The sequence below is a fragment of the Colwellia sp. MB02u-10 genome (genome assembly GCF_014077185.1).
GTDB lineage: Bacteria > Pseudomonadota > Gammaproteobacteria > Enterobacterales > Alteromonadaceae > Cognaticolwellia.
Window position 1 is genome coordinate 12,032 of the sequence record NZ_JACGVK010000125.1, and the last position, 15,979, is coordinate 28,010.

At 36.9% G+C, this 15,979-nt stretch carries 17 protein-coding genes and 1 pseudogene; 6 read left to right on the forward strand and 12 right to left on the reverse strand.

The window, feature by feature from the left end:
• Positions 1–33: 33 nt before the first annotated feature.
• The 4 genes from H4J59_RS12950 to H4J59_RS12965 form a co-directional block, all read right to left on the reverse strand.
• Positions 34–900 (reverse strand): universal stress protein, encoded by an 867-nt coding sequence (locus H4J59_RS12950; protein ID WP_182240002.1) that lies wholly within the window; start codon positions 898–900, stop codon positions 34–36.
• Positions 901–1,092: 192 nt separating this feature from the next.
• Positions 1,093–1,296, reverse strand: coding sequence for a hypothetical protein (locus H4J59_RS12955; RefSeq protein WP_182240004.1), 204 nt, complete (start codon positions 1,294–1,296; stop codon positions 1,093–1,095).
• A gap of 265 nt (positions 1,297–1,561) precedes the next feature.
• Positions 1,562–2,776 (reverse strand): CaiB/BaiF CoA-transferase family protein, encoded by a 1,215-nt coding sequence (locus H4J59_RS12960; protein ID WP_182240005.1) that lies wholly within the window; start codon positions 2,774–2,776, stop codon positions 1,562–1,564.
• A 165-nt stretch (positions 2,777–2,941) separates the two neighbouring features.
• Positions 2,942–4,186, reverse strand: coding sequence for a bifunctional alpha/beta hydrolase/OsmC family protein (locus H4J59_RS12965; RefSeq protein ID WP_182240007.1), 1,245 nt, complete (start codon positions 4,184–4,186; stop codon positions 2,942–2,944).
• 191 nt (positions 4,187–4,377) lie between these two features.
• Between H4J59_RS12965 and H4J59_RS12970 the strand changes: the two genes are divergently transcribed.
• The 4 genes from H4J59_RS12970 to H4J59_RS12985 all read left to right on the forward strand — a co-directional run bounded on the left by H4J59_RS12970 (position 4,378) and on the right by H4J59_RS12985 (position 7,383).
• Positions 4,378–5,598, forward strand: a complete 1,221-nt coding sequence (locus tag H4J59_RS12970; RefSeq protein WP_182240009.1) for a Xaa-Pro peptidase family protein — start codon at positions 4,378–4,380, stop codon at positions 5,596–5,598.
• A gap of 373 nt (positions 5,599–5,971) precedes the next feature.
• Positions 5,972–6,274: a YciI family protein gene (locus tag H4J59_RS12975; protein ID WP_182190509.1), complete on the forward strand. Its 303-nt coding sequence runs from the start codon at positions 5,972–5,974 to the stop codon at positions 6,272–6,274.
• Positions 6,275–6,299: 25 nt separating this feature from the next.
• Complete coding sequence (locus H4J59_RS12980) at positions 6,300–6,704, forward strand: lysozyme inhibitor LprI family protein (RefSeq protein ID WP_182240011.1); 405 nt, start codon at positions 6,300–6,302, stop codon at positions 6,702–6,704.
• Positions 6,705–6,942: 238 nt separating this feature from the next.
• Entirely contained in the window at positions 6,943–7,383 is a 441-nt protein-coding gene (locus H4J59_RS12985) for a GAF domain-containing protein (protein WP_182240013.1), read from the forward strand.
• A gap of 51 nt (positions 7,384–7,434) precedes the next feature.
• On the opposite strand, the gene H4J59_RS12990 is transcribed toward H4J59_RS12985, so the two are convergent.
• The 6 genes and pseudogenes from H4J59_RS12990 to H4J59_RS13015 all read right to left on the reverse strand — a co-directional run bounded on the left by H4J59_RS12990 (position 7,435) and on the right by H4J59_RS13015 (position 12,257).
• A complete protein-coding gene (locus tag H4J59_RS12990) occupies positions 7,435–8,187 on the reverse strand; it encodes a DUF1461 domain-containing protein (RefSeq protein WP_182240015.1) in 753 nt (250 codons plus the stop codon).
• A gap of 6 nt (positions 8,188–8,193) precedes the next feature.
• The gene (locus tag H4J59_RS12995; protein WP_259369521.1) at positions 8,194–8,928 is read right to left on the reverse strand and encodes a hypothetical protein; all 735 of its coding nucleotides are present in this window, start codon (positions 8,926–8,928) and stop codon (positions 8,194–8,196) included.
• Entirely contained in the window at positions 8,928–9,740 is an 813-nt protein-coding gene (locus tag H4J59_RS13000; RefSeq protein ID WP_182240017.1) for a hypothetical protein, read from the reverse strand. Before H4J59_RS13000 ends, H4J59_RS12995 begins: the two co-directional genes overlap by 1 nt.
• A 70-nt stretch (positions 9,741–9,810) precedes the next feature.
• Positions 9,811–10,176 (reverse strand): annotated as a pseudogene (locus H4J59_RS13005) (cupredoxin domain-containing protein); the annotation flags it as partial.
• Positions 10,176–11,588: a cell wall metabolism sensor histidine kinase WalK gene (locus H4J59_RS13010; protein WP_182240021.1), complete on the reverse strand. Its 1,413-nt coding sequence runs from the start codon at positions 11,586–11,588 to the stop codon at positions 10,176–10,178. The gene H4J59_RS13010 and the pseudogene H4J59_RS13005, both read right to left, overlap by 1 nt.
• 9 nt (positions 11,589–11,597) lie before the next feature.
• Positions 11,598–12,257 (reverse strand): response regulator transcription factor, encoded by a 660-nt coding sequence (locus H4J59_RS13015; protein ID WP_182240023.1) that lies wholly within the window; start codon positions 12,255–12,257, stop codon positions 11,598–11,600.
• Between the two features lie 567 nt (positions 12,258–12,824).
• Here H4J59_RS13015 and H4J59_RS13020 point away from each other — a divergent pair.
• A complete protein-coding gene (locus tag H4J59_RS13020; protein WP_182240025.1) occupies positions 12,825–13,295 on the forward strand; it encodes a hypothetical protein in 471 nt (156 codons plus the stop codon).
• Between the two features lie 192 nt (positions 13,296–13,487).
• Positions 13,488–13,976, forward strand: a complete 489-nt coding sequence (locus H4J59_RS13025) for a YchJ family protein (RefSeq protein ID WP_182240027.1) — start codon at positions 13,488–13,490, stop codon at positions 13,974–13,976.
• Here the strand turns inward: H4J59_RS13025 and H4J59_RS13030 are convergent.
• A complete protein-coding gene (locus tag H4J59_RS13030) occupies positions 13,973–14,506 on the reverse strand; it encodes a VC2046/SO_2500 family protein (RefSeq protein ID WP_220469821.1) in 534 nt (177 codons plus the stop codon). The genes H4J59_RS13025 and H4J59_RS13030 overlap by 4 nt on opposite strands.
• A gap of 123 nt (positions 14,507–14,629) precedes the next feature.
• Positions 14,630–15,922: an ATP-binding protein gene (locus H4J59_RS13035; protein ID WP_182240029.1), complete on the reverse strand. Its 1,293-nt coding sequence runs from the start codon at positions 15,920–15,922 to the stop codon at positions 14,630–14,632.
• Between the last annotated feature and the right edge of the window lie 57 nt (positions 15,923–15,979).

Below are 15,979 nucleotides of genomic sequence, written 5' to 3' on the forward strand. Positions count from 1 at the left end.
AAATAGTGATAACTAAAGTTAAATACCCGCTAGTTATTCTGGTTTTAGTGCTAGCACGTCTGATTTTAACAAGCTTAAAATTTTCTCAGCGGTATTGCCTAACACTTTTGCTTTCAAACCTTTTCGACCAATAGTGCCAATAACCACTAACCCTGCTTTTTGCCGAGCCGCAATACTGGGAATTACTTTTTCGGGTTCACCGGCTTTAATAAAAAAATTCGCTACAGGAATGTCATATTCTGCCGCTAACTTTTCAATTTTATGCTTTAGGGTTTTCCCTGCTTTAATTTCTAATTCGTCTTTGTATTGTAAACCTAAGTCACGTAAAAACGTTGAAAATTGTAAGGTATAACAGACAAATAATTCTGCGTTGTTCACTTTAGCAAACTCTTTCGCTGCCGTTAATATCTGATGATTTAGTGTTTGTTTACTTTTACGCTTAGTCTCTAAATCAATAGCGGCTAAGACATTTGGCGATTTACGCCATTTATGATCACTGACAATAAATATCGGTGCTGGGCACGCGCGTAATAATTGCCAATCGGTAGATGTGTATAAAAAAGTCTCACTGCGATGGGCCGTTTTCACTACCATTGATAGTGGGTGTTGTTTTGCGTAGTCATTTATCCAATGGTCAATACGTTTTTCCCATACGACTTCATAACTGTAGTCAATATCGTCAGGCACTAAGGTCTTGAGTGATTTTTTTGCGTTATAGGTAACCGCATCGATTACCGCTTGTTTTATATTTTGTGGATCATCTTGAATATGACGTAAACTTTGATAACAAAAATAAACAATATGCAATGATTGGTTTTTAGTTTTAGCCAGTTCACAAGCTCGTTTTATCGCGACTTGTTTGCTGTCTGATATATCGGCAACAACGAATATTTTACTCATAACATCTTCTTTTATTTATAGGTATAAATTAAAAGTAGCATACAAAAATTTATTTACTTTGATATAAAACAACTATCTAAAAAATTAATGATAAGGAGTGATTGATCACGATAAATTTAACATCTGGGCAGATGATTTTAAGAGTTAAGTAGCTAATTATAGACGAGTATCATGCTTAACTTGCCAAGGTATTTAATCTTCAACTTTTGCTTTATGTTTTTTATTAAAATAAAGATATAAAAAGCCAGCAATAACAATATTTAATATACAACGCAATACCTCAGCGAGTTGAATATTTGCGTCTGATAAAGCATATATCAAGTCAACCGCAGAGCCAAACCCTAATATGATCGCTATAATAATAAATATTTTTTCTAAAGACATTGAATTAGACATGGGTTTCTCGATAAACATAATTACATTAAGCGACATAAAATGATGTTGGCTTTTTAAAAAAGTTCTGCTCTTAAATTTCACAATAAAACCGAACTAGCTAACGTCTAAACATACAGGTAATTACCATATAGATTAATGACTTAATTAACCTTATTCTCGATTTATTTAGCGTGAATTAGCGCGATTTATTTAAGATGAAAATAACAGAACCCACTGATTTTAGCTCTTTTTTTTACAAACAATACAAACGATGCAAACCATAAAATTACGCTACAACACCAGCTTGCAATAACGCGGCAACTTTCTCGTCATTATACTGTAAAAACTGCGTTAAAATCTGTTGGCTATGTTGGCCAATATTCGGCGCGGCGTGTTTATATTGTAATGGCGTATCCGATAAGTTAATCGGTGATGCTACGGTTTTAATTAACCTACCATCTTTATCTGGTACTTGTTTTACCATCTCGCGATGGTGTATTTGTGGGTGGTTAAATATCTGCTTTAAGGTATTTACCGGTCCACAAGGTACCGCGATTGCTTCTAATATCGTGACCCAATAATCTGTGCTTTGCTTAGCGATAATAAGCGCTAAAAGCGGCACGAGTTCAATACGATTTTCGACCCTATGTTGATTGGTGTTAAATAAGGCATTGTTTGCTAATTCTAAGCACTGAGCGGCCTGACAAAATCGTTCAAACTGTTGATCATTACCTATCGCTAATATTAAGCTGCCATCATTAGTTGCGAAGGTTTGATAAGGCACAATATTGGGATGAGCATTCCCTAACCGCTTTGGGTTTTCACCTGTGGCTAAATAGTTCATGCCTTGATTAGCCAGCGTTGCCACTTGTACGTCAAGCAAAGCAATATCTATGTGTTGGCCTTTGTTGGTATGCGTTTTAGCGAGTAATGCCGCAAGAATAGCATTAGCGCTATATAGTCCGGTCATCACATCAATCACGGCCACACCAACTTTCATCGGTTCGCCATCAGCAGCACCGGTTAAACTCATTAAGCCACCCTCACCTTGGATCATGGCATCGTAGCCGGCTTTATGTGCGTATGGGCCATGTTGACCAAAGCCTGTGATTGAACAATAAACTAATTTAGGGTTGAGTTTTTTCACTTGCTGATAACTCAAACCATATTTTTCAAGACCGCCCACTTTATAGTTTTCAATTAAGACATCGGCTTTAATAATCATGTCTTTTATCACTTGTTGCCCTTGTCGCTGGGTTATATCAATAGCGATTGACTGTTTGTTGCGGTTTGCACTATGGTAATAGGCAGCTTGGGCAGGTTCATTATCATGCGCCGGTTTAATAAATGGAGGACCCCAATGACGAGTATCATCACCTTTTTTTGGTCTCTCCACCTTAATAACTTCAGCCCCCATATCAGCCAGCATTTGTGATGCCCAAGGCCCAGCCAAAATTCGACTTAAATCAACGACTTTAATACCCTTTAACGCTTCAGACATATCCCAAACTCTATACTTTACATGTTTTTATAACAATGATGATCTTCTATCTGCCAATGATAATTTATCATCAGCAGATAGAACAGCCTAACTTGAAATAAATAACTCAAATTCATTCACTTTAGTGAGTTATTTAGCGTGAGTTATTTCAAGTGAGTCTGATTTTTATGCTTGATTAAGCAATGTACTCACCACTTTGACATTATTGTGCAGCGTTTTATGTACTGGACATTTATCTGCTATGGCTAAAAATCGCGCGTATTGAGCTGTTTCTAGCTCGCCAACAAAGCTAATTTTCCGCACTATGGCTTCAATGCCCTGACTTTCACTTTCACATTCTTGGCAGTCTTGTTGATAATCTCGACTGTGTGTTAGCTCCACTTTAATATGTTTAATGGCCAAATTTTTACGCTCGGCGTACATACGTAAAGTCATGGCGGTACAAGCGCCTAAGCCCGCTAGCAAATGCTCGTAAGGATCAGGTCCCATGTTATTACCACCAACACTTTCTGGTTCATCAGCAAGCCAATAGTGACTATTAGTGCTGACATGTTGAGTAAATTTATGGTTTTTTTCTTCTACAATAACGTGGCCTTTAGCGACCTCATTTTTGTCAGGCTTACTGCTAGCAGTTTCAGCAATAGGGTTAGTATTGTCCGCGTAAGTAATATATCGCCCTGCCCACGCCGCTATTACATCAGCAGCATATTCAGCATCACGTTTATTGGTCAGTAAATGGTCGGCATCATCTAAACTAACAAAGCTCTTAGGATGTAAGGCGGCTTGGTATATTTTTTCCGCTTCACTGATATTTACCGTGCTGTCGATTGGCGAGTGCATGACTAAAAGTGCTTTTTTTAGTTGACCAATATGACGGGTATCGTAGCGCTTTATATCATCTAAAAATTGTTTTTCTATGGTAAATACACGCCCAGCTAAATTAACCTCTGCTTTACCATTTTTTTCAATATCATCAAGCTGCAGGGCAAAGTTTTTCGCGACATGCGCTGCATCTAATGGCGCCCCAATAGTGACCACTGCGCTCGCTTCTTCAACATATTGAGCAACGCTAAGCACAGCTGCACCGCCTAAACTATGGCCAATAAGCAGTCGTGGTGCTTGATATTCTGTGCGAAGAAAATCTGCCGCCGCAATTAAATCTTGTATATTTGAAGAAAAATTACTGTTAGCAAAATCACCATCACTATTACCTAACCCGGTAAAATCAAATCTTAATACCGCAATACCTTTTTGCACTAAAGCTCGGCTAATACGTGATGCCGCCGCGATGTCTTTGCCACAGGTAAAACAATGAGCAAATAAGGCATAAAACTTAACCTCAGATTCAGGACTTTCCAGTAAACCACTTAAGCGGTGTTCACCACTGATAAACTCGACTTTTTTACGCATAGCTATTCCTTGGGTTAATGGAGTTAATTGGGCTTGTGATCTTTCTGGGATTACAATATTTGACCGCTTAATTTGACCGCTTAGCGGTAGGATAAATTTCTTTATCATACCGCTAATTTATTTATTACGATACATGGCTTATTTTTTTGTATAAAATATACCAGTATTAATTAAATTTTTTAAGGAACCATATGACTATAGGTGTTGGCGGCTCTACCGCAAAAATTGAACTTGAGAAGTTAGTCAATATGACGAGCAAAGTGCAAGCAATAACAGAGGCTGAATTAAAACAGCGTATTGTGAAAGCGCAAACAATTATGGCTAAAAATAATATTGAAGCCACCTATATCAACGCCGGAACAAATTTATATTACTTTACAGGTACGCGTTGGTACGCCAGCGAACGTATGGTTGGCGCTATTATTCCTCAACAGGGTGAGATTAAATATATCACGCCATTTTTTGAAGTGAATACGCTTGAGCAATATATGACCATTAAAGGCGAGATAAAAGGCTGGCAAGAACACGAAAGTCCTTATCTGCTATTTAAACAAACCTTGGCTGAGTGTGGCATTAACTCAGGCCAAGTAGCCATAGATGAGTCTACCGCTTTTTTTATTGCCGACGGTATTAAAAAAGCGGCACCGCAGTTTGAACTTGTTGATGCAAAATGTGTAACCGCGGGTTGTCGTGCAGAAAAATCAGACACTGAAATAGCCTTATTGCAACAGGCAAAAAATATGACTATCGAAGTGCATAAAGCTGTTGCTCGGATATTACATGTGGGGATTACTACCCAAGAAGTCACCCACTTTATTGACCAAGCGCACCGCAAAGTGGGCGCTACTGCCGGTTCCTATTTTTGTATTGTGCTATTTGGTGAAGATTCATCTTATCCACACGGCGTAAAATCACCAAAAACACTGGAAACAAATGACATAGTTTTGATTGATACTGGCTGTCAGGTTGAAGGATACAACGCTGATATTACTCGTACTTATGTATTTGGTGAGCCTAATCAACGCCAACGTGAAATGTGGCTTTTCGAAAAGCTAGCACAAAAAGCGGCCTTTGATGCCGCCAAAATTGGCGTAGCTTGCGGTGATGTAGATGTTGCCGCCAGAGCTTATTTAGCCAGCCAAAGTTTAGGACCAGATTACGAAACTCCAGGCTGTCCACATAGAACAGGCCATGGTGTTGGCTTAGATATTCACGAATGGCCTTACCTAGTGCGCAGTGATAGAACGCCACTGACTAAAGGTATGTGTTTCTCAAATGAGCCTATGCTGGTATTGCCGAATGAATTTGGCGTGCGTTTAGAAGATCACTTCTACATGACTGATTCTGGAGCAAAGTGGTTTACTGAGCCTTCTTATTCCATTGACGATCCGTTTGGCTATCAGCAAACTTAAGCCAAGCTATAATCAAAAGATAAATACAAGGCGTTAACTTCAATACCAGTACCATCTAGTAAAAGCTGAGTAACGTTAGGGATAAATGAGCGTTTATCCCTAACTTATCAACACTATTACAACTTATATCCTTAAATAGTTTGGCGTATGACTTAGCTTTGGATAGAATTGTTATCTTATCGTTTTAATACGAGCTTATGCTCGCACTTTTAGAAGATATCCCGTTAGTTATTTTCTTTGTTTTTATTTGCTATTGGCTCAGTGTTGTCTTGGTATAAATACATGCCTGAGATTAGGAAGAAAGAAAATAAACAAGAATAATTTAACTTGGCCGCTACTTGCGGCTTTTAATTAATAATAATTTGGATGTAATATGTTTTATCTTATCTACAGTGAAGATGTTGAAAATAGTTTAGCTCTGCGTATGAGCGTGCGTGAAAATCATTTAGCTCGTTTACGTGTATTGCAAGATCAAGGCAAGCTACTTGTGGCTGGCCCTTGTCCTGCTATTGATAGTGAAAACCCTGGCGACGCAGGTTTTACCGGTTCACTTATTATTGCACAGTTCGACAGTTTAGCTGACGCTCAACAGTGGGCAGATCAAGACCCCTACATAGCAGCGGGTGTTTATAAAAAAGTGACCGTTAAACCTTACAAAAAAGTACTACCGGCATAATGATTAATCATGAATAATATTAATCATGAATAATAACTGTTTTAGTAAATACCTATTGCTTAGCTTGTTGGGGTTTTCTACTGCAGCAATGGCTAAAAATACCATAGCAATGTGTGAAGCCAATATGGAAACTATTGCTCAAGTGTCACTTTGCTTGGATGGTATTAAAAAAAATAAAGATCGTGAGCTGCAAACTTGGGTAAATAATCAGACTTTTATCTTACAAGAATTGGCTAATAATAGCGGACAGAGCACAGCATTAAATATGTTTAAACGCTCACAGCATAATTTTATCCGTTATCGTGAAGATAACTGTCGTTGGCAATATTTAGTGCTAGCGCCTGATGCTAGCGCAGCTATTGCTTATAAAAGATGTTATAATATTGTGACAAAATACCGTATTGAAGAGTTAACCCAACTCAATAAGTAAGTATTTTGACATTAATGACCCATTTTAAAAACGCACAGCAATAAAAATTATGCCTATGTATTAATTTCTTGGCTCATGTCTAAGCGATTTATCTATTTTGTCTTTCAGCATAATTTTTATTGATTTATCTCAACTTACAAACTATTAATTGATGTAACTTATCGAAATATTATCAAACCTATCCCTTTATTTAAGTAATCCGCGTACCTCTTTAAATAATAAACTATTAAAAATTTGCATGTCGATTAAGTCTACTGTTCCTAAATGTGATCGTGTGGGTATTTGGCTATTTCACAGTGACTATTCAGCGATGTTTTCATTAATGTGTGTAGATGAATTTGGCAAACGATCAACAGGTGAACATTTACTTGAAAGTGATTATAAAAATTATTTTTCTCATATAGTAGAGAATGATGTTTTAGTAGCTTGTGATGCAAGAAATGACGAAGTCGCAAAGTGTTTTAACCATGGGTATTTTGACGTCCACAATATTCATTCTTTATTGGATGTTACCTTCAATAAAGACTTTGTTCCATTAGGTATTATTTGCTGTGAACGTACGGGGAATAAAACAGAGTGGCAGCCACAAGATATACAAACACTAAAAAGCATTGCCGTTAAAGCCTCTTTATTTATTAGCAATAATATCTCTGATATGTACGCTAGTAAATCTCAATAAAATAATAAAATGAAGTTGTTAATTTCATATACGTTTAAGATTAATTAAACTTTATTTTTGACGCTGATAACGGCTTAATATTACATCAATAATTAGCGCTAATAGTAAAGCGGTTAAGAGCAGTTGTCCGGCTATAGCAGCAAAAATATCAGGCGCTTTCATAAGCGAAGACATTAACGAGTCTTGGTAATAAAAAAACCACTGATGATCGTTAGGAAATATAACAGTATGTAAATAATAAAAAACTTTTGTAAAACCCCATATCCCCAAGATAGCGATAACCAAAAAAATAAAGCAGGCTAAAGCGATTAACTTCTGCTTTGCTGTCGGCATTGCTCTTATCGACTCTGTTGTTAATTGCTTAGCTTTACGGCTATAAAATATCAATAAGCTGAGCAAAAAAAGTAAGTTACCCCACCACAGTTTAGTTATATTATCGAGTAAATTAGCCACATCTTGCAAATGCTGCACTTCACTTTTAGTTAATAATTTTTGTAATATCCCCTGATGATTTAAATAACTAATTTCTGTTAAACCATCACCGTGATGGTGGATAGACTGCACAATATCGGCAAACTTTTTTTCGTGTAATTTCACATCGTTAATGGGAAAGTCACGCTTACCTTGGGTGTTTTTTGGCACAGTTTTACTAATCAAGGTATTTATTTCTAATGTTTGGTACCAAACATGATATAAAAAGTTTGTCGCTTTACTCACTTGCCAACTAACACCTAAAGAAAAAACCAGTAATGCTAAGGCAAAAACACACCAAAATAATTGTCGAATCAATAAATGTTTCAACATGATTTTTTAAAATTCATATTCAATGGAAGCACGTAAGATATGATCTTTGTCATCACCATTTAAACCGGTTATAAAACCCAATTCCCATTTCAATTGTTTTTGACCATCAAACCTTTGTATGCCCATAAAAGTGGGACCAATACCGGTATAGTCTTCGCCAATATAAATTTCAATAGCTGGCTGAACTTGTGGTAGCCACCGATAGCGGTATTGCAAACGAAACTCTGTTTCAAATTCATTTTTGATATCGCTACCACTTTCATAAATTAAAAACGCATTCAACGCTAAGCTATCACGACCAAATTCTTTTTCAAATAACAAACCGGTAGTGACGTCCCAAATATCCAATTCATGTACTTTTTCGACTTCAAATGACAAGCCCCAATCGGCCCAATATTCGCCTTGATCTGTCATCATCCAGCGCGTTTCAACTTCATAGGCAGACAAGCCAAAGTCACCATCTCTATCTCGCTCACCCACAATATAAAATTCAATCATAACATTGTCGGTTATCGATTTTCCGTAGGCTATTCGTTGCCCTAAACTGTTACCCGCGTCATTTTGATGTGACAGCATACGCCATTCAAATTCTTGCTCGTTAGGTAGTACATAGGGATGATATACCTTATCAACAACAACACCGTCAGCCCGCGCAACTTGACATGTCAGCGCTGAAAAAGCAGATAAAATCAACAGTAATAAGCTAAATCGTGTTGATCTTTTAAAGATTAGAAAGTTCATCAAACCGTCTCCTTATGACTCACTATAGTGCGTGTTGACTTTGAAAGCGTCGAGCAAAAAAAAGTCAAAGCAATGGCAATCACAATGGCCGAAATATAAAGTAATAGTTGCAGTAATGTTGGCGTGGCATCATAGCCAAAAAACACCGTAAACAACTGCCCTAGTTCGGAATTTTCCATTATTAAATAATTAGAGTCCCACAAAAGCCTATTCCCAGGTAAAACATCGATTTGGATCAATAATTTTGTCGCTTTCATCAATAGTCCAACACTAAAAACTATCAATAGTGCTTCACGAATAAGGCGACAATAACGTTCAATAAACGCCATTAAAAAATACAGCAATACAGCGATACTCGCGCAAATACCCACACCAAGAATAACACCTGCCACCAAGGCATTAGATGCATTATTTTGATGCCAAAAGCCAGTGATATAAATTAGAAAATTCGCACCATTGAGTGTCATAACAATAACGGTTAAGGCCACTGCACAAAGTCGAATAAGGGTAAGTTTTCGGACGCTTACTGGTCTTTTTACGATTGAAAGCTGGCTCAATAACAACAGCGATATAAAATAACAAACAATGTAGAGACAAGCATAAAGCCATTCTCGCCCCGTATCATCTAGTGTATGTGCAATTTCATCAAAAGTATTTAATAAAACTAAGCTTAACATTACGCTAGTCAATAACGCGAGGTAATACCACCGCAACTTAATACCTTGTTGCTGTAGCATCGAGATCAAAATAATACTAATGACAAATATCGGTAAAGCATCTCTTAAAAAAAGAATAACGGTATTAATTAACATGTAAAATCTCCTTAAGCAGAAGGCTATTCACTACTAGCGGTGCAGTATAAGCTAGCGCTAAAGTCTCTATATTAGCATCAGCGGCACTCTTTTTAGGGATAACAATAATGGTGCCTTGAGCGCTATTAGGGTTAAATTCACCAAAAAATTTGTAATGACCCGGAGGTAAAGGTCCAATAAAAATCACAGATTTTTTTTGTGGAAAAATCACTTTTTCTCTATTAAGGTCAAAACTATCAAACTCTTCAGGAGTGGTATCTCGATTATAAATAACTAATTTTACTTTCGTGTTGGCTGGAATTTCTATTTCAGCCGGATAAAACAAATGATTTTTAAGTTCTAACTCGAATTCCGGCCGATTTGCCAAGCTAGCAAATGACAATAGCGTGAAAAAGACCATAACGCTTTGCATAAGTTTGACAGAAAATTGGCTCATTAATAATCTCCCTTTGCTGGTGAGCTGGATAATTTATTGCCATTAATAGTTGCACCGCTGTTACTATCCGCCATAGAAAAAACAACCTTTACACATAAGCCAAACAAAGCCTTTGAGCGACTTAAGCTGATGTTTGCTTGATGCAATTCTACAATATGTTTAACAATCGACAAGCCTAACCCACAGCCAATAACTTTTGAATTGTGGCTATCGCCGCCAACACGATAAAAGCGGTCAAATACCCGTGAATATTCTTCCGGCGCAATACCCGGGCCGGAGTCTTCAACACGTAATATAAGCTTATTTTTGTCTTGTACGCACGAAACTAAAATATTGCCATTATCCGGGGTATATTTAGCAGCATTAGCAATCAAATTTTTCAATAGTATACCTATGGCAAACCTGTTGCCCAAAATGTTCAATGGCGCACTATTCAGTTCGATATCATGGCCTCTGCTGGCAATATAAGGATAGAGCTCACTAATACATTCTTGCAATAGCTCTTGTAAATTAAGCACCGCACTTTCAGCCAATATTTGTTCCGGATTAGTCCGGTTCAAGGTCAATATTTGATCAACCACATGTGCCATACGCTCAACACTTTGCTCTAATTGCTGAAAGGGTAATACTGACAGCGCTGTTGAGTTTTTATCACTGTCAACAAGGGTGACATCATTAAAGCTTTGTTGAAGGTTATAAACATTAATTTTCAATACACTTAATGGCGTTCTAAGTTCATGGGCAGCATCTGAGGCAAATTGCTTTTCACGTTCAAACGATAATGACAGTCGCAGAAATAATTCATTTAAGGTTTCAATCACTGGCGCAAGTTCTGTGCTTGAACTAACCGTTAACGAGCTAAGGTCATTTGCTTTTTTATTTTTTAGTGCTCTAGTTAAAAAAGTCAACGGCTTCAAGCCCTGCCGCACCGCCAATGAAATGATTAATGCGAGTAATGGCATGACTAAAATAATGGGGGTAACTGCAGATAAAATTATACCTTCAGCAAGGTCAAATCTTTGTTTTAATGGTTGCGCAATAATGACCCAAGCATTTGTTGCTGAGTTATTTGTTATTTTATCGGTATAAGTGCGCCAGCGTTTACCTAAGAAATTAGTTTCTTTAAAACCAGTATTTAAGGTATTTATTAGTGTATTTGGTGCATTCTCACTACGTGTTACTACCTGGTTATCAAGCACTATTTGATAAGAAAAATTGCTAGTTGCTTGGTGCGTAATGACACCTTTAGGTAGCTTAACGGCCGTTATAACCTGAGCTAAAGAGACTAATTCATTATCAAAGACACTTTCTGCTTTACGCATACTAGCTTTGTAACCCTGAATAGCAGAAACAAAAATGACTAAGGTAATAATTGATAACAGCATTAGCACGAGATAACGACGAATAGGCATAATAAACTTTTAAGCCTTATTTATGGTGTAGCCAACACCACGAACCGTTTGGATAAACTTTTCAGGTAACTTTTTGCGTAAATTGTGAATATGGACTTCTACCGCATTACTCATCACTTCTTCACCCCAATCGTAAAGACGTGATTCAATTTGCTCTCGTGACTGAATTCGGCCAGCATTTTCCATTAATACTTTTAGCACCATATATTCTTTTTTTGAACAGGTCAGTTCTTTATCTTCGACAAACACTTTGTGGGCAGTCGTATCAAGCTTTACCAATGCAATGGAGATTACTGCGCTATCAGCAGTGCCTAATCTGCGTTCAATCACTCGTAAGCGAGCAAGAAGCTCGTTAATATCAAAAGGTTTAATTAAGTAGTCATCGGCGCCAAAGTCTAGTCCTTGAACACGCTGCTCAATAGTGTCTCGCGCGGTCAGCACAATAACCGGCGTAGTTTGCTTTTTAGCTCTAAGCTTTTTTAGCACTAATAAACCATCCATATCAGGCAAGCCTAAATCTAAAATTACCATGTCATGATCAGGGATAGTCAATGACGTTAAAGCGTCTTCGCCGTTATCAACGTGATTAACCAAGAAGCCCTCATGTCGTAACGACTGTTGTAATGCTTGTGCTAATGGCAGATCGTCTTCAACGAGTAAAATTCTCATATTGTTACTTTAGAACCTATTTAACTTATTTAACTTATTTAACTTATTTCAAGCCAGACTGTGGATAAAAATTTAGCTACTGACATATAACGAACCGTAATAGTTTTACCCGGTAAACTCAATGGCTTGGCTATACAGTTCGATATAAAATTAACAACGTAATTGGATATGTATTGGTTAATATCCTTGATTATTGTCGTTAGTTCTGTAGAAGTTTTATTTTAAATCAATTTGCACCAGTAACATAGCAGAATGCGGTGTTTATCTTTTCATCTTTAATGTTTAGAACAATTATTTAGTGTTCAGAGCAATTATTCCTTAAAATTTACCCGTGTCGGTAAGTTACGCGCTGTAATTTAAATAGCGTTGAACAGTATAATTAATCTCTAACTATTAAGCTCTAGCTATGCTTACTTTACACATAAAAAATTAGATTAACTTCGCTAAATTATCGATTAAAAAAAATAATTTTTCTTATAGCTTTGAGCAAATATCAGTAAAATAATGCTTGAAATAGCATCAAAAGCGACATACTGTACATCCATACAGTAAATCGAGGTAGGCACTATGATTAACACTAATAAAATAAACTTAAAATTAAATAACAATAGCTTAGCTATAGCCCCCAGTATTAATTTACCACCTCAAATTAATTTATCTTCTGCTTGGTGTAATATTATTAGTGTAAATAGTCTCGGAGATGTCTCTGAAAAGTATCAGGACATTTGTCAAAATCACCATGATGATAAAAAGTGGATTTTAATGATTAACCCAGAAAATGCTTCTCTAGAACAACTCTCTAACATGGGTAAAATTAATCCAGCAAAAATACTAAAAGTGAATGCAAATAAGGTTAATGTCAGCTTAGAGCATATCAAAAACACGTTATTAAAAGGCACATGTTCTGCGATGATTCTATCAAACGCCAACTATAATCAAGCCGAATTAAAAGAAATATCTCGCTGTGCTGCCTTAGGAAAAACTCAATGTATTTTATTACAAAAAACAGATTTTAAAGCGATAAACCAACTGCATTAAATAACTATATTTAATCAAAGTTTTAAAACAAAAATAAAGCAATAAATTGTGCTGAATCCGACGACTTAATCTAAAACGCAGAAACCCTTGGGTTAAGTTAGATTAACTGCACAATTAAAGCTATAAACCATGCAATGCATAATAACTGTCATGATAAACTAAACATAATTGCCCTTTAAATAGTTTATCTAGATGTTATGTCCATGCGGCTCAGAACGAAGCTTTGCACTGTGTTGCCAACCTTTAATAATGGCAACAAAACCTGCTAACTCTCCAGAACAACTTATGCGGTCACGCTACTCTGCTTACGCAACACAACAGGCCGAGTATATTTACCTTACTTATGCCCAATCAAGCCAAGCTGAACAATCCATTGATGATATCGCACAATGGGCTGCAGAAACAAAATGGCTGAAGCTCATTATTCACTATGCCAGTGATCACGAAAAAGATTTAGCTAACCGTAATAATGCTCAAGTAGAGTTTTCCGCTTTTTATCAAGTTCACAGACAAATTTGGCAAATGCGAGAACAATCTAATTTTGTGCTTGAAGATAGCGCATGGCGATATCTTGATGGTGAGGTGTCAGATAGCAAAGCATTAAATAAACCCAAAAAAAATGAGTTTTGTTTTTGTGGCAGTGAGAAAAAGTTTAAACATTGTTGTGCTAAGATTTTTTAGGCAACCGCTGCCATTAATGGTGCTTTAACAATAGTAGTTTGCACTGCCGCTAACCAAGCCTTAGCATTGAAGTCAGCTCTTTGCTGTGTTTTTGCTAATGATATGTCTTGATTTTTTTGCTGGCAATATAAACTGGTATTAGTCATCACCTGTTGGTCTATATGTTTCACATCATCACGAAACGCTAATGGTTTAGGATTAAGTATGTTTGCTAGTCTTAGGCCTTCTAACTGCTGTTGTTCAAGTAAACTTGCCTGATTATAGCGGCTTATGTCGGCAACATCTTTTAATGCTAAAGGGGCTTCATCAGGTAATTGAAAATATTTTCGTAACTGCTCTGATGAAGTGGTTTTTTCAGGTATTTGTGAAAGTGGTAGTGTAAATTGGCTATGCGCTCGAACATCGTCGGTTAGCATGGCGAGTAACAGCGAAAAATCAGAACGACGCTCATGATGAACACTTTTATTAAGCTGTTCGCCTAACTGAAGTTCATGAACAAGTATGTCGTTTGATAAAGCGTTTAGGGTCAAAATAATCTACTTTTTTGCTACCGATAATATTTTTATCGGCAGCAACACAGTTTACTTTAACGCTATACGTAATTAATTATTAATTTTTATAGTAAATACAAAGTATTGACTGATTTTTATCCACTAAGCAGAAATTTGTTTAATGGGCCAACGAAGTATGAAGCTCGCGCCACCATTTTTGCTATCAACAACAGATGCACTGCCGCCATGCCACTCCATGATTCGACAAACGATGGCTAGACCTAAACCAAAACCTCCTGTTTCACGGTTACGAGATACATCACCACGGGAAAAAGCATCAAATATGGTACATTTGAAATGATCACAGACTCCCTCACCATTGTCTGTAACGCTTATCTGACAGTAATCTTCACTTTTTGTAATTGTGATGTCTATTTCACCGTTACCGTATTTTATGGCATTAGAGATATAATTATTCAACGCTCGACTAATAAAGTGTCGGTCAACCTCAACCCGTTCATTTCCAAGCAGGTTAACAATGTTAAATTTTTGTTCAAACTGTTGGTAATTACTGACCTGTTTTTCGACAATATCCACCAATGATTCTTCACTAAAATTTAGATCGGGTTTGTCATTATCGAAACTAGCGTAAATCAGCATCTCACTAATGAGTTGCTCTAACTCACAAACATCTTTACTAATGGCTTTGCGATATTTCTCTTGTTTGGCTTTATCATCGGTGCAGGCTAGCATTTCTAAGGCAAACTTAGTGCGAGCTAAGGGTGTACGTAATTCATGTGCAACCGCAGTTGATAATTCCTTATGAGCATCGATTAAACGTTTAATACGACTGGCCATAGTATTAAACGCCGTAACCATAGGCGCTGCCATAGTCGATCTTGCTTGTGGTGCAACAACATCAAAACTTTCTTGACCAAACTCTATTGCGGTTTTTTGCAACTGATCCAAGTCTCGAGACAAAGGCCGTAACCAAAAAAATAGTATACAGGCTAAAGTTGCCAGCAAAATAACACGAATGAGTGCCTCTAGCCTCGGCTGGGTTGGCATTTTAGCAGGCCCCAATACAATTACAGTGCCCGCATTATTGATCCTGTGATGAATTTCTACCGCGTTATTATCATAATAAATATGCGTGTTTTTTTCTTTGATGACAGCATGTTTTTGATGGCTGATGGCATTTACTTCTTTTGCTGACATTAACTTTAATGGCAATTGCCACTGTTTTCCAGCTTTCGATAGTATTTCTTGCCATTGATCTTCTGGGTGCTTTTCTAAATAGTTAGATAGCGCCAGCAACATACTTTTATAACCTGTGTAAGACTCTATGTCTTGTTCAATGTATGAACTCCATGCTTCATCGAGCATCCATGAAAATACGATGAAAATAGAAATAATAAGAAAATATAAGCTGAAGAATGAGCGACCAAGTTTCATAAAATGCCTAAATAAAGGAAATAAATACTGATGAGTCGCTATAACAGCTCACCAGCT